Raw genomic sequence first — 24172 nt, forward strand, 5'->3', positions numbered from 1 at the left:
GGCGCGAGCAGAGCGGGATGAGTGTAAGCGGTTTCCGCCTGCATTCCGTTCTGAGCTAGGAGAACGCTGACCATGCAAGACCTCGTTATCCGCCGGCCGGATGATTGGCACCTTCACCTGCGCGACGGCGACATGCTGAAAGGCGTTATCGCCGATACCAGCCGCCATTTCGCCCGCGCGATCATCATGCCCAACCTGGTGCCGCCGGTCGTGACGACCGCCGACGCCAGCGCCTATCGCGAGCGCATCCTCGCCGCGCTTCCCGCGGGCTACCGGTTCGAGCCGCTGATGACGCTCTATCTCACCGCAGGCACCAATCCTGACGACGTCGAGGCCGGCCACAGGAGCGGCCTCGTCAAGGCGGTCAAGCTTTACCCGGCGGGCGCGACGACCAATTCGCACAGCGGCGTGCGCAACATCGATGAAGCGATGCCGGTGCTGGAGCGCATGGCGAAGGTCGGCCTACCGCTCTGCGTCCATGGCGAGGTCACGAGCTCGGATGTCGACATCTTCGACCGCGAAGCCGTGTTCATCGAGACCGTGCTCGATCCGTTGCGCAAGCGGCTGCCGGAACTGAAGGTGACGATGGAACACGTCACCACCAAGGACGGCATCGATTACATCAAGGCGTCGAAGGCAAACCTTGCCGGCTCGATCACCACCCATCACCTGATCATCAACCGCAATGCGATCCTGGTCGGCGGGATCAAGCCGCACTACTACTGCCTGCCGGTCGCCAAGCGTGAGAACCACCGTCTGGCGCTGCGCGCGGCCGCCGTCTCCGGCGACAAGCGCTTCTTCCTCGGCACCGACTCCGCCCCCCATGTCGATCCGCTGAAGGAATGCGCCTGCGGCTGCGCCGGCATCTACACCTCGATCAACACCATGAGCTGCCTGGCGCATGTGTTCGAGGAGGAGGGTGCACTCGACAAGCTCGAAGCCTTCGCCTCGCTGAACGGCCCCACCTGGTACGGTCTGCCGGTCAACGAGGAAACGATCACGCTGCGCAAGCAGGCTGAAGCGGTCACCTATCCCAAGAAGATCGAGACCGGCGCCGGTCTGGTCACCGTTTTCGATCCGATGTTCCCGCTGCACTGGGCCGTCGTCTGATCACTGCATAATTCCTTGGATCGGATGGATCCAAGGACAAAATTATGCAGCAGTTAAAAATGTTACAGCGACCTTTGCGCGTCTGAACAGACGCGCGGCGCTGTAGAGTTTTGAAGGAGAGTTTGATGTTTTCCAACGCGTTCACCGACAAGGCCGTGATGGCCGAGCTGGTCGCCAAGATGCTCTGGGAAATCAAGGCCGTACACTTCCGCGCCGATGAGCCCTACAAGCTGTCGTCCGGCATGGCGAGCCCCGTCTATATCGACTGCCGCAAGCTGATTTCCTATCCGCGCATCCGTTCGGCGGTGATGGATTTCGCCGCAGCCACCATCCTGCGCGACGCCGGCTTCGAGAAGTTCGACGTCGTCGCCGGCGGCGAAACGGCCGGCATTCCCTTTGCCGCCATGCTGGCCGAGCGCTTGGGCTTGCCGATGATCTATGTCCGCAAGGCGCCCAAGGGCCACGGCCGCAACGCCCAGATCGAAGGCCACATGCCGGAAGGGGCGCGAGTCCTCGTCATCGAGGACCTGACGACCGCCGGCGGTTCGATGTTCAAGTTCATCGACGCCATTCGTGCGGCCGGCGGCATCGTCGACCACGGCATCGCGCTCTTCTACTACGACATCTTCCCGGAAGCGGTCGGCGAGATGAAGGGCAAAGGTGTCGATCTGCACTGGATCGCCACCTGGCGGAACGTCCTTGCGGTTGCCCGCGAGCAGGCGCTCTTCGACGAGAAGACGCTGAGCGAAGTCGAAGCCTTCCTCAACGCGCCGCTCGCCTGGTCCGGCCGCAACGGCGGCGTGAGCGCTCTGGCCTAACGATTGAAGAGGCCCCGGTCAGCCGGGGCCTCGCAACTGCTGAGTTTTCGTTTTTAAATCGATTGAAGTCCATCGAGGAGGAAGAGCCGATGATCGTATGTTGCGGAGAAGCGCTGATCGACATGCTGCCGCGGGACACGACCGCGGGCGAGAGCGCGTTTGCGCCCTATGCCGGCGGAGCGATCTTCAACACGGCAATTGCGCTCGGGCGCCTTGGCATCCAGACCGGCTTCTTCACCGGCCTTTCCGACGACATGTTCGGTGATATCCTGCGCGAGACGCTGAAGGCGGCGAATGTTGATTTCGGCCCCTGCGCGACGCTCTCGCTGCACACGACGCTTGCCTTCGTTAAGCTCGTCAATGGCCATGCAAGCTACGCCTTCTTTGATGAAAACACGGCAGGCCGGATGATCACGTCAGAGCACCTGCCGGCGCTTGGCGATTTCTGCGAGGCGCTGCATTTCGGTGCGATCAGCCTGATCCCCGAGCCCTGCGGCTCGACCTATGAAGCCTTGATGACGCGCGAGCACGAGAAGCGGGTCATCTCCTTCGATCCGAACATCCGGCCCGGCTTCATCCGCGACCGCGAGGCACATCTCGCCCGCATGAACCGCATGGCGGCGATGTCGGATATCATCAAGTTCTCCGACGAAGATCTCGCCTGGTTCGGCATGGAAGGCAGCCACGACGACCTTGCCGCCGAATGGCTGAAGCGCGGACCGAAGCTGGTGCTGATCACCAAGGGCGCCGATGGCGCCGTCGGCTACACGGCGCGCCACAAGGTCGAAGTTGCGGGCGAGAAGGTCACGGTGGTCGACACTGTCGGCGCCGGCGACACCTTCGATGCCGGCGTGCTGGCATCCCTCAAGCTCGGCGGTCTCCTGACCAAGGCCGATGTCGCCGATCTCAGCGAAACTGCCGTTCGCAACGCGCTGGCGCTCGCCGCCAAGGCCGCCGCGGTCACCGTCTCGCGCGCCGGCGCGAACCCGCCGTGGAAGCACGAAATCGGCCTCTGAGTCATTTTCTCTGGCCTACTCTTCCTGTTCCGGGCGGTATTCCAGGATATCGCCCGGCTGGCATTCCAGCACGGCGCAGATCTTCTCCAGCGTATCGAAGCGCACGCCTTTCACTTTTCCCGATTTCAATAGCGAGATGTTCTGCTCGGTGATCCCCACCTGCTCGGCGAGATCGCGTGAGCGGACCTTGCGCTTCGCCAGCATCACATCGAGATTGACGACGATCGGCATCCGCTAGACGAAGCTCCTGTTCTCCGCCTCGACCCCCGACGCGATGACCAGGACGTGGCCGAGACCGACGACGAGCCCCGCCATCAGCAGCACGATGATAGCGCCGCCACTGATATCGAAGACCACCGCATGTCCCGTGGTGCCCGGGTTGTCGTAGGTGACAGCCAGGATGCCGATGCCATTGCTGATCGTCATGCATAGTGCTCCCGCAAGCGCCGTCAGCCCCACGCGCCGCAACAGCACGCCATTGCGGCTGGTGAGAATCTCGCCGCGCTGGAAGCCGTCGAACAGCTGCCACGCGAAGGCGAGGCCGGCGATGACGAGCGCATTGTTGATCGCGGTCAGGAAAATGACGGTGGCGATGGCGCGGTAGGAAAGGGTGATTACCTCCACGCGGGGAAAGACGACGTCGCGAATGCCCTGCTCGAAGCCCTGCCTGTCAAAGAAAATCTGCCAATGCGCATAGACGACTGCCGAGCAAAACAGTGCGCCGCTCAACACCACCATGAGCTTCATGAAGCGACTGAGCTTGCGCAGCCTCTCGGCGGTTTCCGTCATAAAAATTCCCTTATCGTTTGGCTTGTGTTTTTATCGTAAAACAATAAGTAATTCTCGTCAATTGTGATTTTGGTGTCGTGCCATGCCTCTTCGATTTCTCAAAAATCCCTGTCTTTTCCTGCTGTTGAATACTATCTTCCGGTCCTATCAGAATCTCGATCTGATGCAGGTGCTGAAAACGGCGGGCGCCATGGTGCTGCCGGCCTGCGCTATATGATAAGGCCCGAGGCGCGATCTGCGCTTCGGGCCTTATCGTTTGACGCGATGCGGTTCAGGATGGAACCGCTTGGGGATGCTCCTCAGCGAGCGGCCTTCAGCAACGCTGCGACCAGACCTGCGGTTGAAGAATCGTGGCCGCCAGCGCTTTCCTTACCTTCGACAACAGGAAGCAGGCCGGTTGCCAGCTCCTTGCCGAGTTCGACGCCCCACTGGTCGAAGGAGTTGATGTTGAAGAGCGCGCCTTCGACAAAGACGCGGTGCTCGTAGAGCGCGATCAGACGGCCGAGCGCGAACGGGTCGAGCTGGTCGTAAACGATCGTCAGCGACGGGCGGTTGCCGGCAAAGACGCGGTGCGGCGCGATCTTGTCAGCCTTGACGTCGGCCATGCCCTTGGCGGTGAGCTGCGCCTTGGCCTCAGCCAGGGTACGCCCCTTCATCAGCGCCTCGGATTGCGCCAGGCAATTGGCAATCAGCAGTTCGTGCTGGTGGCGCAGGTTCTTTTCATGGCCGTTTGCCGCGATCATGAACTCGGCCGGGATGATGTCCGTGCCCTGGTGGATGAGCTGGTAGAAGGCGTGCTGGCCATTGGTGCCGGGTTCGCCCCAGACGACCGGGCCGGTTGAATACTCCACAGGGGTGCTGTCGAGCGTTACCGCCTTGCCGTTCGATTCCATGTCGAGCTGTTGCAGATAGGCAGGGAAGCGCGACAGACGCTGGTCATAGGGCAGGATCGCGCGCGACGGGTAGCCGAGCACGTTGCGGTTATAGAAGCCGAGAAGGCCGAGCAGGACGGGAATGTTCTTGCGGATCGGGGCAGTGCGGAAATGTTCGTCGATGGCATGGCCGCCATCGAGGAAGCGCCCGAAATTCTCCTTGCCGATGGCGATCATCAGCGGCAAGCCGATCGCCGACCAGATCGAGTAGCGGCCGCCGACCCAATCCCAGAAGCCGAAGACGCGGGCCTGGTCGATGCCGAAGGCGGCGACCTTGTCGAGCGCCGTCGAGACGGCAGCGAAGTGATGGCCGACGGCGGCCTCTCCGAGCTTGTCGGCGATGAAGGCGCGGGCCGTCGCGGCATTGGTCATCGTCTCGATCGTCGTGAAGGTCTTCGAGGCGACGATAAAGAGCGAGGTTTCCGGATCGACGAGCTTCAGCGTGTCGGCGATGTGGGCGCCGTCGATGTTGGAGACAAAGTGAAGGCGCGGGCCGTCATGGAAGGGCGCGAGAGCCAGCGTCGCCATGACCGGGCCAAGGTCGGAGCCGCCGATGCCGATGTTGATGACATCGGTGATCTTCTTGCCCGTCGCGCCTTTCAGCGCGCCCGAGCGGATGCCGTCGGCAAAGGCGCCCATGGCGTCGAGCACGCCGTTGACGTCGGGCATCACGTCCTTGCCGTCGATAAGGATCGGTCGGTTGCCGCGATTGCGCAGCGCCGTGTGCAGAACGGCACGCTCCTCGGTGATGTTGATGATGTCGCCGCGGAACATGGCGTCCCGCTTCTCCTCGACCTTGGCCGCCTTGGCGAGCGCTTCGAGGCCGTCAAGCACCCTGTCGTTGACGGCGCATTTCGAATAGTCGAGCAGCAGGTCGCCGAGCGTGGTGCTGAAGCGCTGGAAGCGTTCGGCGTCGCTGGCGAAGGCAGCGCGGATATCGGTTGCGTTGGTCTCAGAGGCGGTTGCTTTGAGTTGGTCGACAAGCGCTTTCATCGCAGGGCTCCTTGTGTCGGACAGGGGTGTCGGACAATCGCCTGCGTAGCTATTCGCTTTAAGCCGTTCAAATCAAGCCCGCAAAACCGCCGAAGTGGCGGTTTTCAGGATTTATTAAATCGTTTGAATTTTGGACTAATTCAGCCACGCAGGTCTTTACGCAGGATCTTGCCGACATTGGTTTTCGGCAGCTCGGTGCGGAATTCGACGTAACGCGGGCGCTTGTAGTTGGTGAGGTTGGCGGCGCAGTGGCGCTTCACGTCGTCCTCCGTCAGCGCCGGATCCTTCTTGACCACGAAGAGCTTGACGGCCTCACCGGAATGCTCGTCCGGAACGCCGATCGCCGCGCATTCGAGAATGCCCGGATGGGTCATCGCCACTTCCTCGATCTCGTTCGGGAAGACGTTGAAGCCGGAAACCAGGATCATGTCCTTCTTGCGGTCGACGATCTTGACCAGGCCGTCCGCGTTCATGAAGCCGATATCGCCCGAGCGGAAGAAACCGTCCGGCGAGATCGCCTTGGTTGTTTCATCCGGCCGCTGCCAGTAACCGGCCATCACCTGCGGGCCGCGAATGCAGATCTCGCCGACTTCGCCGATCGGCAGCGTGTTGCCCAGGTCGTCGCGGATCTCGACGTCGGTCGAAGGAATCGGCATGCCGATCGTGCCGGTGAACTCGGTCGCGTCGAGAATGTTGGCTGTTGCCACCGGCGAAGTCTCCGACAGGCCATAGCCTTCGGCAATCGAGCAACCGGTCATCTGCTTCCAGCGTTCGGCGACCGGGCGCTGGATCGCCATGCCGCCACCGAAGGTCAGCATCAGCGACGAGAAATCGAGCTTCTGGAACTCCGCATTGTTCATCAGTGCGTTGAACAGCGTGTTGAGACCCGGGAAGATATTGGTCTTGTGCTTGCCGAGTTCCTTGACGAAGCCCGGAATGTCGCGCGGGTTCGGGATCAGGATGTTGTTGCCGCCGGTGGCAAGGCCCATCAGCGAATTCACCGTCAGCGCGAAGATGTGGTAGAGCGGCAGCGCGCACATGAAGACGAGATTGTCCGGCCGCGGCCGCGAACGGAACGCCGTATGGAACCAGATCTCCATCTGCGCCATGTTGGAGAGCAGGTTCGAATGGGTGAGTGTTGCGCCCTTCGAAACACCCGTGGTGCCGCCAGTATACTGCAGGAAGGCGACGTCGCTGGGAACAACGTTCGGCTTCGTCAACTTGGCTCGGCCGCCCTTGGCGAGCACGTTTTTGAAGGAGAGGTGACCGGGGATCGACCAGGCGGGAACCAGCTTCTTGACGCGACGGACCACGAGATTGACGATCGCGCCCTTGAGGCCCAGCATGTCGCCCATCGTTGCGACGACGACGTGCTTGACCGAGGTCTTGTCGGCCACCTGCTGCACCGTATGCGCGAAGTTTTCCAGAACGAAGATTGCCTTGGCGCCGGAATCGACGAGCTGGTGCTGCAACTCGCGCGGCGTATAGAGCGGGTTGACGTTTACGACGGTAAAGCCGGCTCTAAGAATGCCGTAGACGATGACGGGGTTCTGCAGGATGTTCGGCATCATCACGGCGACACGGTCGCCCTTGGCGAGGCCGAGGGATTGCAGCCAGGCACCGATCTTGGCGGATTCGGCATTGAGGTCCGCAAAACTCAGCGTCTTGCCCATGCAGGTGAAGGCTGGGCGGGTCGAATAGCGGGCGACGGCGTGGTCGAAAAATTCGCCGATCGATTTATAGGGCAGGGGGCCGATTTCGGCGGCTATGCCGGGTGGATAGGATTTCAGCCAGATCTTGCCTGGGCTGGTACCCGTTTGTTGTGCGCTGACTTCCGACATGACCTCTCTCCCTCTGGTCGCCACAGGCTGGCCTGCTCGCGGCCTGAGAAAATCCCTCCTGACCTTCTCATGCCGATGAAGATGATGCTTTTGAGACACCTCTTCAAGCTGAGATTCGGGATTATATAACTTTGACGTAAACGTCAACTGAGCTTACGGTTAACGGGCGCGGATTGCGCCCTCGAAAAGTATGACGAGAGCCGCAAAACCTTTGCCTGCCAGGGCAAAACACTGTATTGCATTGCAGCATATCCCTGTTGGTCCGATCCAACGTCCGCCGACATATCCCCCAGATTCTTCTCCGGTCCGCTCGGGCCGGACGACGCAGGCCAATGCTCATGTGTGACGAAGCTTATTCTTCCGCCGTCGAACCGCGCCGTGCCCGTGTTTCTGCTGCCGAAGTAGCGCTCGCTGTCGGCGGCTTCGGGATCGGCACCGGCGAATTCGCGATCATGGGTCTCTTGCCGCAAGTCGCTGAGGACGTCGCCGTTTCGGTGCCGCGTGCAGGGGCAGTGATCAGCGCCTATGCTCTCGGCGTCGTCGTCGGCGCGCCGCTGATCGCGGTGCTTGCTGCCCGCTTTTCCCGCTTCCGCGTGCTGCTCGCGCTGATGCTGATTTTCGCCGTCGGCAATTTTGCGAGCGCGATCGCACCGGATTTCTACACGCTGATCGCCGCGCGCTTCTTCGCCGGCCTGCCACATGGTGCGTATTTCGGTGTGGCCGCCTTGGTGGCCGCCGGCCTCGCGGCACCGAACCAGCGGGCGCGCGCAGTCGGCCGGGTGATGATGGGGCTGACGGTCGCCACCCTCTTCGGCACGCCGCTCGTCGCGTGGTTCGGCCAGGCGCTCGGCTGGCGGTCCGCTTTCGCCATCGTCGGCGGCATCAGCCTTTTGACCGTGGCGCTGACCTTCGTCCACGTGCCACGCGACAAAGGCAATCCGAAGGCAACGCCGCTTCGCGAGCTCGGCGCGCTTGGCAAGCTGCAGGTCTGGCTGATGCTCGGCATCTGCGCCATCGGCTGCGGCGGCATGTTTGCCGTCTTCAGCTACATCACGCCGGCACTCACCGACGTCGCAGGCGTGTCGCTTGCCAACGTGCCGGTCATGCTCTCGGTCTTCGGCGCCGGCATGATCCTCGGCAACATCGTCGGCGCGCGGCTTGCCGATTGGGCGCTGCTGCCGGCAATCGGCATCGCCATCGTCTTCAACATCTTCGCCTATGTGCTCTTCTATTTCACTATGGGCAATCCGTGGATCGCGATCGTCAACGTGCTCTTCATTGGCGGCGGTTTCGCCGTCGTGCCGGGCGTGCAGACGCGGCTGATGGATGTCGCCGGCGAGGCACAGACGCTTGCCGCCGCCCTTAGCCATTCCGCCTTCAATCTCGCCAACGCGCTTGGCGCCTGGCTCGGCGGTGCCTCGATCGCCGCAGGCTATGGCTGGACCTCCACAGGCCTCGTCGGCGCCGTTCTCGGCGTTGCCGGCTTCGGCATCTTCCTCGCATCCGTCTTTGTCGATCGCGCTCAACCGGCCGGCATGCGTGCCAAGCCTGCGGCGGAATGACCGATCAGGCCGAAAGAAAGCCTGGGGATCTTGAACCCTCCTAAATTTTTCTGTCATGTCCCGCCGCTAGCGTCAGTTATCGCCCTCAAACTACCGTAAAGCAGGGGCAAAGGGCCGCGCTTGGCGCTGCAAAGGCTGGCAAGGCCTCTGGATTGTTGTAAGCTCGTCGAAAGACGGAGGATCATTGGTGCAATTGGGCAATCGCGAACGAGAAAACTTCGCCGTGGAGCCACGGCTTCTCGGGCACACCGCGATTTCGCGCCATGCCCTCGTTGGACCGATGACGGCTGCCCGCTGGATGCTGGTCTTCGTTCTTCTTGCCGGCGTTTACTTTTTCCACGGTTTCCTCGTCCCGGTTCTGGCCGCCGTCGTCATCGGCTTTGCCAGCTGGCCGATCTATCGCCGGCTGCTTGCCGCCGTGAACGGCAACCGCACGCTTGCGGCCACCATCGCCATCGTCTGCGTCATCTCCTTCATCGTCGTGCCGATTTCTCTTGCTGCCGTCTATGCGGTGGACGAAGTGCGCGACTGGGTCGTCTGGGCCGTCGAGACCAATGCCAACGGTGCCGTGGTTCCCGCCTGGCTGACCAGCATTCCGATTGCCGGCGTTTGGCTTGGCGAACAATGGGTCAAGCATGTCGGTCATCCGGGTGCGCTCGGGGAACTGGTCCAGTTGGTCAGCGGTTCCAACATCGGCAACATCTACCGTGGCGTTCTGGTCGTCGGTGCTTCGACCTTTCACGCCTTCCTGACGCTGCTCTTCATGCTGATCACGCTGTTCTTCGTCTATCGTGATGGCCAGTCCTTCTCCGGCCAGCTCGACCGTCTCGGCGAACGCATCTTCCCGATGCGCTGGGAGCGCTTGTCGCGCGTCGTGCCGATGACGATCAGTTCCACAGTCACGGGCATGGGCATCATCGCCATCGGCGAAGGCATCGTGCTCGGCGTTGCCTACTGGCTGGCAGGCGTTCCGTCGCCGGTCACCCTCGGCATCATCACCGGCCTGATGGCGCTGATCCCCGGCGGCGCGCCGCTGTGCTTCTCGCTGGTCTCGGTCTATCTCGTCGCCAGCGGTTCGCCGGTTCACGGCATCGCGCTGTTTGCCTGGGGCACGACCGAGCTCTTCATCGTCGACAAGACGCTGCGTCCGCGCCTCGTCGGCGGGCCGATCAAGCTTCCCTTCCTGCCGACCTTCTTCGGTCTCGTCGGCGGCGTGAAGACCATGGGTTTCCTCGGCCTCTTTGTTGGCCCGGTGCTGATGGCGCTGCTGGTTGCCATCTGGCGCGAGTGGATGCGTGAAGTCACCGCCCCCACCGACACGACCGTCAACCACATCATCAAGGGCTGAGCCACCCATGGCTGAGCCGCCGGTTGCCTGGGCGCGGCCGGTGAAACCGTCTCCCTGTTTCATTGGAAACGCGAGATGATCCGATGCCTCGTATCTGCGCTTTCCGCCTCTCTCGGAATGTCGTCGGCGGGCGTCTTTATCTTTTCCTTATACCCCCTCCCAACCATCGCAATCGATAATTGACCCTGAGCGGACGCAAGATCCGGACTTCAATAGTCCGGAGTATTTTTGCATGTCCGATGTTCTTTTCCTTGCCGCCGGCATCGGCGGCTTTGTCGTGTTTGCGCTTTATGCGCGCGCGCTGAGCCGTCTTTGAGGAGGGCGTCATGTTCGAAGCCCTGATTGGTCTCGCAGTCGCCGTCGCCCTTGCGGCCTATCTCGTCGTCACCCTCGTTCGCCCCGAACGATTCTGACGCCCTTCGCGGAGAAATCTCATGTCTATCATCGGGTGGCTGCAGATCAGCCTCCTCTTCATCGCCGTCCTGATCGTCATCAAGCCGCTGGGGCTTTACATGGCGCGGGTCTTCTCCGGTGAACGCAACGTCTTTTCACCTGTCCTCGGTCCTGTCGAGCGCGGTCTTTATCTCGCCGCCGGCGTCGATCCGAACAAGGAGCAGGGCTGGCTCGCCTACGCGATGTCGATGCTCGCCTTCAGCCTTGCAGGCTTCGTTTCTCTCTATGCGATTCTGCGGCTGCAGGCTTACCTGCCGATGAACCCGCAGGGTTTTGCCGGCATGCCATCCGATCTCGCCTTCAACACGGCGGTCAGCTTCGTCACCAACACCAACTGGCAGAACTACGGCGGCGAAACCACGCTCAGCCATTTCAGCCAGATGGCGGGGCTGACGGTGCATAACTTCGTGTCGGCGGCGACCGGCATCGCCATGGCGCTCGCCGTGACCCGCGCCTTTGCCCGCTCGAAAGCCTCAACCGTCGGCAATTTCTGGGTCGATCTCACCCGTTCGACCCTCTACGTGCTGTTGCCGATCGCCGTCGTCATGGCGCTTGCCATGGTCTGGACCGGCCTGCCGCAGACCTTCCACGCGGACCTCACCGCAACGACGCTCGAAGGCGCCAAGCAGACGATCTCGCTCGGCCCGGTCGCGAGCCAGGAGGCGATCAAGCAGCTCGGCACCAATGGTGGCGGCTTCTTCAACGTCAACGCCGCCCACCCGTTCGAAAACCCGACGGCCCTCTCCAATTACCTCAACATCTTCGCGATGCTGTCGATCTCGGCCGCCCTCGTCTACACCTTCGGCCAGATGGTCGGTAACCGTCGTCAGGGCTGGGCCTTCATCGCCGTTACCGGCATCCTTTTGATATCGGGCGTCGCGGTGGTCTACTGGGCGGAAGCGCAGGGCAACCCGATCCTGACGACACTCGGTCTCGATGCTGCCCAGGGCAACATGGAAGGCAAGGAAGTCCGTTTCGGCCAGGCGATGACGGCGCTCTATGCCGCGGTCACCACCGGCCTGTCGGATGGCGGCGTCAACGGGATGCACGGCTCGCTCACCGGTATCGGCGGTCTTGTACCGATGTTCCTGATGCAGCTCGGCGAAGTTCTGCCTGGTGGCGTTGGGTCCGGTCTCTACGGCATGGTCGTCTTTGCCATCCTCGCCGTCTTCGTCGCCGGCCTGATGGTTGGCCGCACGCCGGAACTGCTCGGCAAGAAGATCGAATCTCGCGAGATGAAATACGCGATGTTCGCGGTCCTCATCCTGCCGGTGACGATCCTCGGCTTTGCCGCCGTCTCCGCCATGCTGCCTTTTGCCGTCGCAAGCATCGGTACCGCAGGCCCGCACGGCCTGTCGGAAATCCTCTATGCCTTCACTTCGGCTGCCGGCAACAACGGCTCGGCCTTTGGTGGCCTTACCGGCAATACGCCCTGGTACAACACCACGCTTGGTCTCGCCATGCTGCTCGGTCGCTTTGCCTATGCGGTGCCCGTCATGGCGATCGCCGGCTCGATCGCGGTCAAGACCCGTGTACCGGCCTCCAAGGGCACCTTCCCGACCGACACGCCGCTCTTCGTCGGCCTGCTCGTTGGCATCATCCTCATTCTCGGCGGGCTGCAGTTCTTCCCGGCGCTCGCTCTCGGTCCCATCGTCGAGCATTTCTCGATGCTTGCCGGCCAGACCTTCTAAAGGAATTCGACACATGTCTTCCAAACCAGTTGCTCCAAGTCTTCTGGATCCGGCAATCCTCCTGCCGGCTATCAAGGCGGCCTTCGTCAAGCTCGATCCGCGCCAACTCGTGCGCAACCCGGTGATCTTCGTCACCGAAGTGGTTGCGGCCGTGGTCACTGGCCTCTTTGTCCGCGATCTTATGACCGGCACCGGCAGCCCGCTCTTCTCCGGGCAGATCGCCGCCTGGCTGTGGTTCACCGTGCTCTTCGCCACCTTTGCCGAGGCTGTCGCCGAAGGCCGCGGCAAGGCTCAGGCCGACAGTCTGCGTCGCACCAAATCCGAACTGACGGCACGCAAGCTCGTATCGGCCGAGGGTCGCGAAACCCAGACGATCCCGGCGACTTCGCTGAAGGTCGGCGACGTCGTTCTGGTCGAAGCTGGGGAACTGATCCCCGGTGACGGCGACGTCGTCGAGGGTGTCGCTTCCGTCAACGAAAGCGCGATTACCGGTGAATCGGCTCCTGTCATTCGTGAATCCGGCGGCGACCGTTCGGCCGTCACCGGCGGCACGCAGGTGCTTTCCGATTGGATCAAGGTCCGCATCGGCGTTGCGCCCGGCAATACCTTCGTCGACCGCATGATCGCGCTGATCGAGGGTGCCCAGCGCCAGAAGACCCCGAACGAGATCGCGCTGTCGATCCTGCTCTCGGGCCTGACGCTGATCTTCCTCGTGGCCGTCGTCACACTCTGGGGGCTCGCCGGCTATTCCGGCACTCTGCTGTCGGTCACCGTGCTTTCTGCGCTGCTCGTCACTCTGATCCCGACCACCATCGGTGGCCTGCTCTCGGCCATCGGTATCGCCGGCATGGACCGCCTGGTCCGCTTCAACGTGATTGCCACCTCCGGCCGCGCGGTCGAGGCCGCCGGCGACGTCGACACGCTGCTGCTCGACAAGACAGGTACGATCACCTTCGGCAACCGCATGGCCGCCGACTTCATGCCGGTGCCGGGCGTCACCGAGGCAGAGCTTGCCGACGCAGCGCTGCTTGCGAGCCTTGCGGACGAAACGCCCGAGGGGCGTTCGATTGCAGCGCTTGCGACGGGTGAATTCGGCCGCCAGGCGCCTGCCGTTTCGCTTCCCGCGTCCGGAAAGGGTGAAGTCGTCGCGCTTGCCGTTGGCGGTGGCACAAGCCCGGCTGGCGCGACAAGGATCGACGCCGTCATTCCGTTTGCTGCAGAGACAAGGCTCTCGGGCGTCGACTTTGGCGGCCGCCGGCTACGCAAGGGCGCCGTCGACTCGATCCTGAAGTTCACCGGCATCCGCGATGAAAACGTGCCGAACGAATTCCGCCGCGCCGTCGACCAGGTGGCGCGCACCGGCGGCACGCCGCTCGCCGTCGCCGACGGCCCGCGCCTGCTCGGCGTCATCCACTTGAAGGACGTCGTCAAGCCGGGCATCAAGGAGCGCTTCGCAGCGTTGCGCGCCATGGGCATCCGCACCGTCATGGTGACCGGCGACAACCCGGTGACCGCTGCAGCGATCGCATCCGAAGCAGGCGTCGACGACTTCCTGGCCGAAGCAACGCCAGAGGACAAGCTTGCCTATATCCGCAAGGAACAGCACGGCGGCCGCCTCATCGCGATGTGCGGTGACGGCACCAACGACGCGCCGGCGCTTGCCCAGGCCGATGTCGGCGTTGCCATGCAGACCGGCACGCAGGCCGCTCGCGAGGCCGCCAACATGGTGGATCTCGATTCCAGCCCGACCAAGCTCATCGAAATCGTCGAAATCGGCAAGCAGCTCCTGATGACCCGCGGTTCGCTGACGACCTTTTCGATCGCCAACGACGTGGCGAAGTACTTCGCCATCATCCCGGCGCTGTTCATCACCACCTATCCGGCGCTCGCCGCACTCAACGTCATGAACCTCGGCTCGCCGCAATCGGCGATACTCTCGGCGGTCATCTTCAACGCGCTGATCATCGTCGCGCTGATCCCGCTAGCGCTGAAGGGTGTCAAGTATCGGCCAGTCGGTGCCGCAGCGCTCTTGCGTCGCAACCTCCTCGTCTACGGTCTCGGCGGCATCCTTCTGCCCTTCGCAGGCATCAAGCTCGTCGATCTCGCCGTCAACGCACTCAATCTGGTGTAACCATGCTGAACCAACTTCGCCCTGCCATTGTGATGACATTGCTCCTGACGCTCATCACCGGGCTTGCCTATCCCTTCGCCATCACCGGCATGTCGCAGGTGCTGATGCCGGCACAGGCAAACGGCAGCCTCATCGAGAAGGACGGTGCCCTGATCGGTTCCGAGCTGATCGGCCAGAACTTCACCTCCGACAAATACTTCTGGCCGCGCCCATCGGCGACCGGACCGGAAGCCTACAATGCCGGGGCCTCGAGTGGCTCCAACCTTGGCACGACCTCGGTCAAGCTGAAGGATCGCGTCGCCGCCGACGTCGAGCGACTGAAGACCGCCGGCTTTACGGGCGAAATTCCTGCTGATGCGGTGACGACGTCAGGCTCCGGCCTCGATCCGCATATCACGCCGGCTTTTGCCCAGGCGCAGGTGGCCCGCATTGCCAAGGCGCGCGGTCTCAGCGAGGCGGATGTCACAGCTCTGGTCGACAGGGCGACGGAAGGTCGTCTGCTCGGGGTCGTAGGCGAGCCGCGCGTCAATGTGCTAGAACTCAATCTGGCCCTTGATGCGCCCCGAACCTGATACCTCACGCCTGAGACGATGAATGCCCGACAGTGAACGCGACGCCAAAAGTCGCCCGGATCCAGACGCACTGCTGGCCCTTGCCGCGCAGGACCGCCGAGGAAAACTGACCGTTTTCCTCGGCGCAGCCCCAGGCGTCGGCAAGACCTATGCGATGCTGAGCCGGGCCCGTCGTCTGAAGGAAGACGGCGTCGATATCGTCATCGGGCTTGTCGAAACCCATGGGCGCAGCGAGACCGCCGCGCTGGTCGAGGGACTAGAAATCTTGCCACGCCGCGATGTGCCCCATCGCGGCCGCGTGCTGTCCGAGTTCGACCTGGATGCGGCCCTTGCCCGACGTCCCAAGATCATCGTCGTTGACGAGCTCGCTCACAGCAACCCGGCTGAAAGCCGGCATCCGAAGCGCTATCAGGACATCGAGGAACTGATCGCCGCCGGCATCGATGTCTGGACAGCGCTCAACATCCAGCACCTGGAAAGTCTTTCCGATGTCGTTGCGCAGATCGCTGGCGTGCCTGTGCGCGAGCGGGTGCCGGATACGGTACTGAAGCGGGCCGACGAGGTGCTGCTCGTCGATCTCCCGCCGGCCGAACTGATCGAGCGGCTGAAGGAGGGCAAGGTATACCTGCCCGACAGCGCCAAGCGTGCTGTCGATCGCTTCTTTCGCCTCGGCAACTTGACGGCACTGCGCGAACTGGCGCTCAGGCGCACGGCCGACCGGGTCGACGACCAGATGGTCGACTACCTCAAGCAGAATGCGATCGAAGGCGTTTGGGCGAGCGGCGAGCGCCTGCTCGTCTGCATCGGGTCCGATGCGCTTTCCGAGAAGGTGGTCCGCACCGCAAGCCGGCTGGCAGAGGGATTGAACGCTCCCTGGATTGTCGTCTTCATTGAGCGCGCCGACCGTGAGAGCGGCGATGGTGAGGATGTGCGCCGGCTCGACGAGACCTTTCGTCTTGCCGAACAGCTTGGCGCCGAGACGCGCCGCATCATCGGCAACGACTTCGTCGAGGAGATCTTGAAGCTTGCGCGTCGCGAACATGCGACGCAGATCGTCATCGGTGCGCGCCGCCAGTCCTTTCCGATGCGCTTTCTGCGTCAATCTCTTCCCGACGCCCTGGCCGAGCGCGTGTCCGGGGTCGGCATCCACCTTGTCACCGATCGCGAGACGGTGCCTGCCAAGCGGCGGTCCACCGCGAAAAAGACGCTGCCGCCCGGCACCGGGCGCGCCGTTGGCATTGCCGCCGGCTCGGTGGGCGTGGCCACGGCGATCGGCCTGCTGATCGAGCGCTTCATTATCCTGCCCAACATCTCGCTTCTCTATCTGCTCGCCGTCTTGGCCTCGGCGACCTATGCCGGCCACATCTCGGCGATCGCGGCGGCTTTGTTTTCGGTTCTGGCCTATAACTTCTTCTTCATCGAGCCGGTCGGCACGTTCACCATTGCCGAGCCGCACGAGGTCTTCGCGCTCTTCATCTTCCTGGTCGCCGCTGCCCTTGCCGGCAGCCTCGCATCGCGGGTGCGCGAACAGGCGAAGACCGCCCGCCGGCGCGCCGCAGCGACCCAGGCGCTCTACGATTTCTCCCGCAAGCTTTCCGGCACCGCCAAGGCCGACGACGTGCTTTGGGCGGCGGTGACGCAGATGCAGACCACACTCAGGCGCAGTTCGGCGCTGCTTTTGCCGGAGGAGGGGGACCTGCAGTTGAAGGCCGCCTGGCCACCGGACACCGAGCTCGACGTCACCGACGTGATGGCGGCGCGCTGGGCAATGGACAAGAAGGAGCCGGCCGGAAATGGCACGGGAACGCTACCGAACAGCCCGTTTCACTTCCGTCCGCTGACGAGCCCACACGGCGTCGTCGGCGTCTGCGGCTTCGTTCAGGCGGACAAGCCGCTTGAAATCAACGAGGAGCGCGCGCTGGCGGCAATCCTCGACCAGACCGCGATCGCTGTCGACCGGGCGCGTCTGTCGCGCGAAAGCCTCGATCACGCAGCGAAACTTGAAGGCGAACGCTTTCGTGCGGCCCTCCTGTCGTCGATCTCCCATGACCTCCGGACGCCGCTTGCCACCATCACCGGCGCCGTCACAAGCCTGCGGCAACTCGGCGACCGCATGCCACCGGAGAGTCGCGACGATTTGTTGAAGTCGATCGAGGAGGAGGGAGCGCGCCTGACGCGCTTCGTTGCGAACCTGCTCGACATGACCCGCATCGAGGCGGGCACAGTTAATGCCAAGCGCGATTGGGTCGATGTCGCTGATGCTGTGCGCGCCTCGGTCGATCGTGCCCGCAAATACTTCCCCGAGCGCGAGATCGAAACCAGCATCGCGCCGGATCTGCCCTTGATGCGCGGTGACAGCGTGCTGCTCGGGCAGGTGCTCTTCAACCTGCTCGACAACGCCAACAAATATGGCGGCGACGAGCCGATCAGCATCTATGCCCGCTCGGACGGCAACGAGATCGTGCTGTCGGTGACCGACCTCGGCAGGGGCATTGCGCCGAAGGATCTCGAGCAGGTCTTCGAGAAATTCTTCCGCCGCGGCAAGGCGGATGGCCGTACGCCAGGGACGGGCCTTGGGCTGTCGATCGCCAAGGGCTTCGTCGAGGCCATGGGCGGGCAGATCAAGGCGGAAAGCCCGGCGCTTCGCCGCCGCGGCACGCGCATTTCCATGCGCTTTCCTGCCGCCAAGGCCGAAATCTCCGAAAAGGACCGTGCATGAGCGTGGAGCGTATCCTCGTTGTCGACGACGAACCGCAGATCCAGCGTTTCCTGAAGCCCGCATTGAGCGCTGCCGGCTATGACGTGCTGGAGGCCATGACCGGTGCCGAGGCATTGAAGGCGGCCGCAACGACGGCGCCGGACCTCGTCATCCTCGATCTTGGCCTGCCCGATATGGACGGCAAGGAGGTCATCGCAAACCTGCGTGGCTGGTCCCAGGTGCCGATCATCATCCTGTCAGCCCGCGACCGCGAAAGCGAAAAGATCGCCGCGCTCGACCTTGGCGCCGACGATTACATTGAAAAACCCTTCGGCATCGGCGAGCTGACCGCCCGCATCCGCACGGCACTGCGTCACCGCATCCAGATGGAGGGCGGCCAGACGCAGCTTTCTGCCGATGGCGTATCGATCGACACCATCAAGCGCGTGGTGACGAAGGATGGCGAGCCGGTGCGGCTGACGCCGAAGGAATATGACCTCTTGGTCATGCTGGCGCACCATGCCGGCCGTGTCGTCACCCACAAGACGCTGCTGACCTCGGTCTGGGGCGTCGCGCATGGCGAGGACTTACACTACCTCAGGGTGTTCATCGGTCAGTTGCGCGGCAAGATCGAGCGTGACCCGGCCGACCCGAAGATCATCCGCACGGAGCCGGGCGTCGGCTACCGCTTCGTCGGCGATGACGGTTGATGGCGGGCTGCCGTCAAAGAGCGGCAGCCGCTGATCCGTCACTTGATCTTCACGGGCTGCGGCGTGTCGCTTGACAGCGTATCTCCGACGACCACCCTCTTCTTCTTCGTCGGCTGCGGATTTTCGAGGATCGATACCGGCGCCGAGACGGTGACCGCAGCGACATTGCCGACATTTCTCGCCGTGCCGGCAACAACCGCGGCAATGCCGGTTCCGACCGAGATGTCGGAGTCGGTGAGCGTCTGCCCCGTGGCAAGCCGCGTGCCGATGAGCTGAACGATCTGCGGGCTTTCTGCGAACTTGCCGTGATGCAGGCCGTCCTCCGTCTTGACCTTGGTCAGGTCGATGGCGGTGATGCCGGCCCTTTCCAGCTGGGTACGGTAGGGCTCCGCCGATGGGTCGATCGCGCCAAGGCGAGATACGTCACCGGAAATGAAACTCGAAAGTGCCAGCGCACGATCGTCCTGCGAAACGAAGATCGTGAACTTCGGCCGCTTCTTGCCCATCTCGACGAATTGCTTGGCAAAGACGTCGAGATCGATATCCGGCGAGGCGAGAATGACGTTCTCGATCTTCGACGGCACGTTGCCGTCGCGGATGGCCATCTGCCGGAGCGATTCCATCGTCAGCCAGGTCCCCATCGAATGGGCGAGGATGGTGATGTCCTTCACCTTCGGCGCGTCCGAGAGCTTTTTCAGAATGTCTTCGAGTGCCGTGCGCGAATAGTTCGTGCTTTCCTTGTCGTAATTGTAGTCGAACACATTGGCACGGGACGGCCAGGTAAACAGGACTGGCGTTGCCTGGACCTCCGAGTCGTGGACGATCTGGGCAAGGCGGTAGACGGAATCCTCGTAGCGGTTGTTGAAGCCGTGGACGAAGACGAAGGCGTGGCCGCCGACGTCGTGTTGTAGAAACCAGGACTTGGCTTCATCGAGTGTCTGGAGCTCACGCACACGCGTGACGGCGAATTCCTTGGCGGGATCCGGGGGCAGCTTGCGCGGCCATTGCACGGTGCCAGATTTCCGCACCGTGTCCGGCGGGATCGAGACCGCGACGTCGGTGAGGAAGGTATTGGCGTCTCGCTCGCCGGAAAACAGCGTCGCCGGATCGCCGGACGGTTGGCGCGTGGTTGCGACAAGCATGTCTACGGTCGATGTACCGGGGGTGGGAGCGGTGACCGCGACAGGTGCCATCACGCCCTTGGCATGACCACCGCATCCGGCAAGCAATGCCAAAGCCGCCAGGACGAAGGTTGTCCGCCCTCCTCTTGCACATCCGTGCTGCAGCGAACCCTGAAACCCCACCCGCTCGAACATCGGCATCCCCATATACGCCTGAACTTGGCCGCATCTGATCGCGCTTTCGCGAAACGAAGATGACAACACTCGGCGCTAATATGCAAGCGGCTGGGGATTGCGGTTTCGCCGTTGGGTTGTTGATGAGCGCAGGTTCTCCCGTGCTGCGGGCTGCCGCAACACGGGGAGGGTGCCTTTGATGGACGCTTGGCCGCCTATTCCGCCGCAGTTGCCAGCGTCTTCAGAATTGCATGCACTGCCTTGATGCGCTCCGGATTCGGGAAGTTCCGGTTCGCCAGCATGACGACACCGATCTTCTTTTCCGGAACGAAGGCGACATAGCCGCCGAAGCCGCTGGTGGATCCGGTCTTGTTGTAAAGCGTCGCGCCATCGGGCCGCTTCGGAGGGTTCAATGCCGTAGCCGGATTGGCTTCCATGGCCATCGTCCCGGAGTTGCCGTCGAGCAGCCGCTCCAGCGAAACCGGGTAGGGATACTGCTCCCAGCCGAGGCTCTGGATCATCTTGCCGGTATCGAAGTAGCCGATATGCGTTCCCTCTAGGGCCTTGCGAACGGGGCCGTCGAACTGCTCCGGCTGGATATTGGCTTCGACGAAGCGGATCATGTCTGCCGCGGAGGATTTCACGCCGTAGGCCTCGGCGTCGAACATGCCCGGGTTGACCCGGATCGGCTTGTCTGCCTTGCCGTAGCCCCAGGCGTAGCTGCCCATCGCGCTTCTGGGCACGGTGACATAGCTGTGCTTGAGGCCGAGCTTCGGAAACAACTCGGTCTCGAGCGCCGTGGCGAAATTGCTGCCCATCGCCAGGCCCGCGGCATGGCCGAAGAGGCCGATGCTCGGGTTGGAGTAGCGACGCTCCTTGCCTGGTTCGGCGCCCGGTTTCCAGTTGCTGAAGTAAGTCAGCATGTCAGCGTTGCTCTTGACCTCGTCGGGGAACTGCAACGGCAGGCCGCCGGCGGTATAGGTGGCGAGATTGAGCAGGGTCGCCTTGTCGATCGCGCTGCCGCTGAGATCTGGCATGTATTTGCCGGGATGGTCGTCGAAGGACAGCTTGCCGAGCACCTGCGCATAGGATGCGAGCGTGCCGGCAAAGGTCTTGCTGATCGAGCCCAGCTCGAACAGTGTGTTTTCGGTGACGGGCGCCTTCGTTTCCTTGGAGGCGACGCCGTAGTTGACGAAGTAGTGCTGGCCGTCAACGGTGACCGCGATCGCCATGCCCGGCACCTTGTATTCGCCCATGATCGGTCGGATTGCCTTGTCCACGGTGGCGGCAATTCGGGCCTGCTCGCCGTCCGCGGCAAAGACGGTCGCGGTGAGTGAAAAGAGGATTGCAGTAGTAAGCCCTAATTTGATTGTCGTCATTCTATCCATTCGGTCTGCTCTTTCTTGCAAGGCGGGGATGCCCATGGTTTGGCCGGATCGGGCATCTGCCCGAAACAGCAGCGGATAATCGGGTCGGTTCCGCTGAATGTGCGTTTCGTCCGTGCGGTGGATACGCGAGGTGAAAGCAAGAGGCCCGTGCCGGGCAAGCCAGACCTAGCCCGCTCGCCGCTAGGCCACAAACGATGATATCTCGCGGGAGACCCAAATAAATCTAGGGCGAGGGGATTTTTCGTCCGTCGGCGCACGTCCCTGGCCAAGGCTGTGGGTTATTGCGGCGGGAAAGCTAATACTACGCGGAACATTGTCATTGCCGGCGGCAAAGGGTAGTATTCGCCCGTCAAGTTTGGGGCCCTTGTCTCCGGACTATGTGTTTTATTGGTGAGCTGCTTCAGAAAAAACAGAAGAGCCTCCCTTATCCTGGGAGCATACTCGGAAGCTTATTTACATCCGACGCCACTCAATGGCGCCTCCGCCCGATCTCTATTCCAAACAGACGGCCATATTGGAGGATAAAATGAGCAAACAGACCGTAACTATCATTCTTGCCGGCGCCCTAGCCTTGTCCGGGTGCCAATCTGCCTACGTGTCGAAGAGCGGCCCGACGGGCAACGAATTCGGCTGCATTGCCGGAACGGTGGGTGGCGCAATCGTCGGCGGCCTGATCGGCTCGACGATCGGCTCTGGTACTGGTCAGCTCTGGGCGGTTGGCGGTGGTGCGACACTTGGCGCTGCAGCCGGCAATGCGCTGACGTGCCGCTACTATTGATCGCGGAAGGTTGATGGATGAGAAAGCTCGTTCTTTTCAGCGTCCTTGTGTTCTACCCGGCTGGTCTCGCTGTCGCGCAGCAGGCTGCAACGATGAACCAGGGCCAGATGAGTGCGCTCGACAGCAACAAGGACGGCGCGGTCGAACGTTCCGAATACGAGAGCTTCATGACGGCCGCCTTTGCCAACCTCGACAAGAACAAGGACGGAAGTCTCAGCCCCGACGAGACGAAGCAGGCGCTGAACGCTCAGCAGTTTGCTGCCACCGACGCCAACAGCGACGGCAAGGTCACCCAGAAGGAGTTTCTGGACAGGGTGATGGCCGACTTCAAGACTGCGGATCGCAGTGGCGACGGCAACCTGAAGTGACGGCTGAAACGGCAGGTTGGTCTGGGTTTGATGTCCCGTTGTGAATGTAGCGGCCGGCTGAAATGCCGGCCGCCACCTCGCATTCACCGCAGAAGCTTCAGCAATTCCTTGGCGCCGGAGGTCGAGGACGCCGGATTCTGTCCGGTGACGAGACGGCCATCGACGACCGTGAAATCCGCCCAATCGGCTGCCTTCTCGAAGCGACCGCCGAGACGCTTCAATTCGTCTTCGACGAGGAAGGGGACGACATCCGTCAGTTGCACGGCTTCCTCCTCCGAGTTGGTGAAGCCGGTGACGCGCTTTCCCTTGACGATAGGCTCACCCTGATAGGTTACCTTGCGGAGCACCCCCGGCCCATGGCAGACGGCAGCGACCGGCTTGCCGGCATTGTAGAAGCTCTCGATCAGCGCGATCGAGTTCACGTCGTTGGCGAGGTCCCACATCGGTCCGTGACCGCCCGGATAGAACACCGCGTCGAAATCATCGGCCTTGACGTCGGCAAGCCGGTGGGTGTTGGCGAGGACCCGTTGCGCGGCGGGATCGTCCTTGAAGCGGGCCATCGCTTCGGTCTGGTTGCCCGGATCGTCGCTTTTCGGGTCGATCGGCGGCTGCCCACCCTTGGGCGAGGCCAGGGTAATGTCGACGCCTGCATCCCGGAAAACGTAATAGGGCGCAGCGAATTCCTCGAGCCAGAATCCGGTCGGTTTGCCGGTATTGCCAAGCTGGTCATGTGAGGTCAGAACCATCAGTATCTTCATCTTTCGCTCCCTTTGACGCGGCGGCTCCCGTTGAGCCGCCGATTGGCATGGCACCGGCTACTCGCGGTACTTCGCGGTGTAGTGGCCGAGGCTCCTTTCAACGTCGCCGGGTTGCTGCAGTCCCTGCTCGACGAACGCCTTGACGCGGGATTGCGCCGCTGGGCGCTGGACCGAAGTGATGAACGCATCCCACCCGGGTTGCATTTCCGCCTGCGGTGGCAGGCTGGCTCTGTCGATCAGCTTCTTGGTCTCGACATTGGCATATTGATCGAACGAGGCGATGCGTTTCGCCAGGGCATCGACAAAGGCATCCAGTTCCGCGTCCGGTAGTGCTCTGTTCACGTAGCCATAGCGTTCGGCCAGTTCACCGTTGAAATCATCCGCACCGATCAGAATTTCGATCGCTCGGCCGCGGCCGACGAGGCGAGGCAGGTAGGCCATCGGCCCGCCGCCCGGGACGAAGCCTGCACCGACTTCGAACTGCGATAGTACCGCTTTCTCGCGGCTGGCGAAACGCATGTCGGCCGCAAGCGCCAGTTCGCTGCCGATGCCGCTTGCCCGCCCGCGAATGGAAACGATCGTCACGGCCTTCAGACGGCTGAGGCGCGTCATGAAATCGGGCACGGGATGCATGCCCGTCGGCCCGGGAGGCACGCCGGTGGAAGATGGCCGGCATTTGCACGGGCGGCGCAATCCTAAATCTCCTTGCTGGCGCTCTTGCCATCGGGCTGCGCCAGGAGAATCTCTTCTGGTTTTTCGGTGGTGCCATAGTCTCGCTCATTGGATCGCTTGTCGCATTCCTGTTTGAATTGCTGATCGCGGGACGAAACCTGTTGCGGCAGATACGAATGGACCGAGTTCCCATGGAGTAAGACTGACCAAATACTTCTCACCTTGGCAGCCGTTCACGCTGCCGAACGG

20 protein-coding genes and 2 pseudogenes are annotated in these 24172 nt (G+C 62.5%); 14 read left to right on the forward strand and 8 right to left on the reverse strand.

The genetic code is table 11. The features are described 5' to 3' along the window. Positions 1-72: 72 nt before the first annotated feature. From pyrC to ACN9MO_RS00580, 3 genes are all read left to right on the forward strand, one after another. Entirely contained in the window at positions 73-1110 is a 1038-nt protein-coding gene (gene pyrC, locus ACN9MO_RS00570; protein ID WP_113132071.1) for a dihydroorotase, read from the forward strand. A gap of 125 nt (positions 1111-1235) precedes the next feature. Next, the gene (locus ACN9MO_RS00575) at positions 1236-1928 is read left to right on the forward strand and encodes an orotate phosphoribosyltransferase (RefSeq protein ID WP_113132072.1); all 693 of its coding nucleotides are present in this window, start codon (positions 1236-1238) and stop codon (positions 1926-1928) included. An 89-nt stretch (positions 1929-2017) separates the two neighbouring features. After that, positions 2018-2944 (forward strand): carbohydrate kinase family protein, encoded by a 927-nt coding sequence (locus tag ACN9MO_RS00580; protein WP_113132073.1) that lies wholly within the window; start codon positions 2018-2020, stop codon positions 2942-2944. Positions 2945-2959: 15 nt separating this feature from the next. Here ACN9MO_RS00580 and ACN9MO_RS00585 read toward each other — a convergent pair whose 3' ends face one another. From ACN9MO_RS00585 to ACN9MO_RS00600, 4 genes are all read right to left on the reverse strand, one after another. Further along, positions 2960-3175: a helix-turn-helix domain-containing protein gene (locus tag ACN9MO_RS00585; protein ID WP_057248076.1), complete on the reverse strand. Its 216-nt coding sequence runs from the start codon at positions 3173-3175 to the stop codon at positions 2960-2962. Between the two features lie 3 nt (positions 3176-3178). Continuing rightward, the gene (locus ACN9MO_RS00590) at positions 3179-3733 is read right to left on the reverse strand and encodes a DUF2975 domain-containing protein (protein WP_057248077.1); all 555 of its coding nucleotides are present in this window, start codon (positions 3731-3733) and stop codon (positions 3179-3181) included. A gap of 299 nt (positions 3734-4032) precedes the next feature. Next, positions 4033-5658: a glucose-6-phosphate isomerase gene (gene pgi / locus ACN9MO_RS00595; protein WP_113132074.1), complete on the reverse strand. Its 1626-nt coding sequence runs from the start codon at positions 5656-5658 to the stop codon at positions 4033-4035. Positions 5659-5798: 140 nt separating this feature from the next. Next, positions 5799-7499: a long-chain fatty acid--CoA ligase gene (locus ACN9MO_RS00600; protein WP_113132075.1), complete on the reverse strand. Its 1701-nt coding sequence runs from the start codon at positions 7497-7499 to the stop codon at positions 5799-5801. 338 nt (positions 7500-7837) lie between these two features. Between ACN9MO_RS00600 and ACN9MO_RS00605 the strand changes: the two genes are divergently transcribed. From ACN9MO_RS00605 to ACN9MO_RS00640, 8 genes are all read left to right on the forward strand, one after another. Beyond that, on the forward strand, positions 7838-9061 hold the full coding sequence (locus tag ACN9MO_RS00605) for an MFS transporter (protein WP_425986155.1): 1224 nt from the start codon (positions 7838-7840) through the stop codon (positions 9059-9061). A gap of 187 nt (positions 9062-9248) precedes the next feature. Next, positions 9249-10409 (forward strand): AI-2E family transporter, encoded by a 1161-nt coding sequence (locus ACN9MO_RS00610; protein WP_112994437.1) that lies wholly within the window; start codon positions 9249-9251, stop codon positions 10407-10409. A gap of 326 nt (positions 10410-10735) precedes the next feature. Next, positions 10736-10822, forward strand: coding sequence for a K(+)-transporting ATPase subunit F (gene kdpF / locus ACN9MO_RS00615; protein ID WP_057248082.1), 87 nt, complete (start codon positions 10736-10738; stop codon positions 10820-10822). 21 nt (positions 10823-10843) lie between these two features. Next, positions 10844-12553: a potassium-transporting ATPase subunit KdpA gene (gene kdpA / locus ACN9MO_RS00620; protein ID WP_113132077.1), complete on the forward strand. Its 1710-nt coding sequence runs from the start codon at positions 10844-10846 to the stop codon at positions 12551-12553. Positions 12554-12566: 13 nt separating this feature from the next. After that, a complete protein-coding gene (kdpB, locus tag ACN9MO_RS00625) occupies positions 12567-14684 on the forward strand; it encodes a potassium-transporting ATPase subunit B (RefSeq protein ID WP_113132078.1) in 2118 nt (705 codons plus the stop codon). Between the two features lie 2 nt (positions 14685-14686). Further along, on the forward strand, positions 14687-15256 hold the full coding sequence (gene kdpC / locus ACN9MO_RS00630; RefSeq protein WP_058329061.1) for a potassium-transporting ATPase subunit KdpC: 570 nt from the start codon (positions 14687-14689) through the stop codon (positions 15254-15256). A gap of 22 nt (positions 15257-15278) precedes the next feature. Next, positions 15279-17975 carry a sensor histidine kinase gene (locus ACN9MO_RS00635; protein ID WP_113132079.1) on the forward strand — a complete coding sequence of 899 codons (2697 nt, stop codon included), beginning with the start codon at positions 15279-15281 and terminating at the stop codon, positions 17973-17975. Next, complete coding sequence (locus ACN9MO_RS00640; RefSeq protein WP_057248087.1) at positions 17972-18664, forward strand: response regulator; 693 nt, start codon at positions 17972-17974, stop codon at positions 18662-18664. Before ACN9MO_RS00635 ends, ACN9MO_RS00640 begins: the two co-directional genes overlap by 4 nt. 38 nt (positions 18665-18702) lie before the next feature. Here ACN9MO_RS00640 and ACN9MO_RS00645 read toward each other — a convergent pair whose 3' ends face one another. Further along, complete coding sequence (locus ACN9MO_RS00645; protein WP_082615711.1) at positions 18703-19980, reverse strand: alpha/beta hydrolase; 1278 nt, start codon at positions 19978-19980, stop codon at positions 18703-18705. A 194-nt stretch (positions 19981-20174) separates the two neighbouring features. Beyond that, on the reverse strand, positions 20175-21338 hold the full coding sequence (gene ampC / locus ACN9MO_RS00650) for a class C beta-lactamase (RefSeq protein WP_200964154.1): 1164 nt from the start codon (positions 21336-21338) through the stop codon (positions 20175-20177). A 535-nt stretch (positions 21339-21873) separates the two neighbouring features. Between ampC and ACN9MO_RS00655 the strand changes: the two genes are divergently transcribed. Together ACN9MO_RS00655 and ACN9MO_RS00660 are read left to right on the forward strand one after the other, a co-directional pair. Next, positions 21874-22125, forward strand: coding sequence for a glycine zipper 2TM domain-containing protein (locus ACN9MO_RS00655; protein ID WP_057248089.1), 252 nt, complete (start codon positions 21874-21876; stop codon positions 22123-22125). A gap of 17 nt (positions 22126-22142) precedes the next feature. Next, on the forward strand, positions 22143-22493 hold the full coding sequence (locus ACN9MO_RS00660; RefSeq protein ID WP_057248090.1) for an EF-hand domain-containing protein: 351 nt from the start codon (positions 22143-22145) through the stop codon (positions 22491-22493). A gap of 83 nt (positions 22494-22576) precedes the next feature. Here ACN9MO_RS00660 and ACN9MO_RS00665 read toward each other — a convergent pair whose 3' ends face one another. Next, positions 22577-23251 carry a type 1 glutamine amidotransferase domain-containing protein gene (locus ACN9MO_RS00665; RefSeq protein WP_057248091.1) on the reverse strand — a complete coding sequence of 225 codons (675 nt, stop codon included), beginning with the start codon at positions 23249-23251 and terminating at the stop codon, positions 22577-22579. Positions 23252-23308: 57 nt separating this feature from the next. After that, positions 23309-23914, reverse strand: a pseudogene (locus ACN9MO_RS00670) (enoyl-CoA hydratase/isomerase family protein); the annotation flags it as partial. Positions 23915-23916: 2 nt separating this feature from the next. Between ACN9MO_RS00670 and ACN9MO_RS00675 the strand changes: the two are divergent. Beyond that, positions 23917-24123, forward strand: a pseudogene (locus tag ACN9MO_RS00675) (DUF2721 domain-containing protein); the annotation flags it as partial. Between the last annotated feature and the right edge of the window lie 49 nt (positions 24124-24172).

The organism is Ensifer sp. R-19 (genome assembly GCF_049905105.1).
In the GTDB taxonomy this organism is placed as follows: Bacteria; Pseudomonadota; Alphaproteobacteria; order Rhizobiales; family Rhizobiaceae; genus Ensifer.

Bases quoted from the DNA above. Each gene is read 5' to 3' on its own strand.
- ACN9MO_RS00585 (WP_057248076.1), bottom strand. From the start codon at position 3,175: ATGCCGATCGTCGTCAATCTCGATGTGATGCTGGCGAAGCGCAAGGTC.
- ACN9MO_RS00655 (WP_057248089.1), top strand. From the start codon at position 21,874: ATGAGCAAACAGACCGTAACTATCATTCTTGCCGGCGCCCTAGCCTTG.
- kdpF (WP_057248082.1), top strand. From the start codon at position 10,736: ATGTTCGAAGCCCTGATTGGTCTCGCAGTCGCCGTCGCCCTTGCGGCC.
- pyrC (WP_113132071.1), top strand. From the start codon at position 73: ATGCAAGACCTCGTTATCCGCCGGCCGGATGATTGGCACCTTCACCTG.
- ACN9MO_RS00580 (WP_113132073.1), top strand. From the start codon at position 2,018: ATGATCGTATGTTGCGGAGAAGCGCTGATCGACATGCTGCCGCGGGAC.
- ACN9MO_RS00600 (WP_113132075.1), bottom strand. From the start codon at position 7,499: ATGTCGGAAGTCAGCGCACAACAAACGGGTACCAGCCCAGGCAAGATC.
- ACN9MO_RS00605 (WP_425986155.1), top strand. From the start codon at position 7,838: ATGTGTGACGAAGCTTATTCTTCCGCCGTCGAACCGCGCCGTGCCCGT.
- ACN9MO_RS00590 (WP_057248077.1), bottom strand. From the start codon at position 3,733: ATGACGGAAACCGCCGAGAGGCTGCGCAAGCTCAGTCGCTTCATGAAG.
- ACN9MO_RS00635 (WP_113132079.1), top strand. From the start codon at position 15,279: ATGCCCGACAGTGAACGCGACGCCAAAAGTCGCCCGGATCCAGACGCA.
- kdpB (WP_113132078.1), top strand. From the start codon at position 12,567: ATGTCTTCCAAACCAGTTGCTCCAAGTCTTCTGGATCCGGCAATCCTC.
- ampC (WP_200964154.1), bottom strand. From the start codon at position 21,338: ATGACGACAATCAAATTAGGGCTTACTACTGCAATCCTCTTTTCACTC.
- kdpA (WP_113132077.1), top strand. From the start codon at position 10,844: ATGTCTATCATCGGGTGGCTGCAGATCAGCCTCCTCTTCATCGCCGTC.
- ACN9MO_RS00645 (WP_082615711.1), bottom strand. From the start codon at position 19,980: ATGTTCGAGCGGGTGGGGTTTCAGGGTTCGCTGCAGCACGGATGTGCA.
- ACN9MO_RS00640 (WP_057248087.1), top strand. From the start codon at position 17,972: ATGAGCGTGGAGCGTATCCTCGTTGTCGACGACGAACCGCAGATCCAG.
- ACN9MO_RS00575 (WP_113132072.1), top strand. From the start codon at position 1,236: ATGTTTTCCAACGCGTTCACCGACAAGGCCGTGATGGCCGAGCTGGTC.
- pgi (WP_113132074.1), bottom strand. From the start codon at position 5,658: ATGAAAGCGCTTGTCGACCAACTCAAAGCAACCGCCTCTGAGACCAAC.
- kdpC (WP_058329061.1), top strand. From the start codon at position 14,687: ATGCTGAACCAACTTCGCCCTGCCATTGTGATGACATTGCTCCTGACG.
- ACN9MO_RS00660 (WP_057248090.1), top strand. From the start codon at position 22,143: ATGAGAAAGCTCGTTCTTTTCAGCGTCCTTGTGTTCTACCCGGCTGGT.
- ACN9MO_RS00665 (WP_057248091.1), bottom strand. From the start codon at position 23,251: ATGAAGATACTGATGGTTCTGACCTCACATGACCAGCTTGGCAATACC.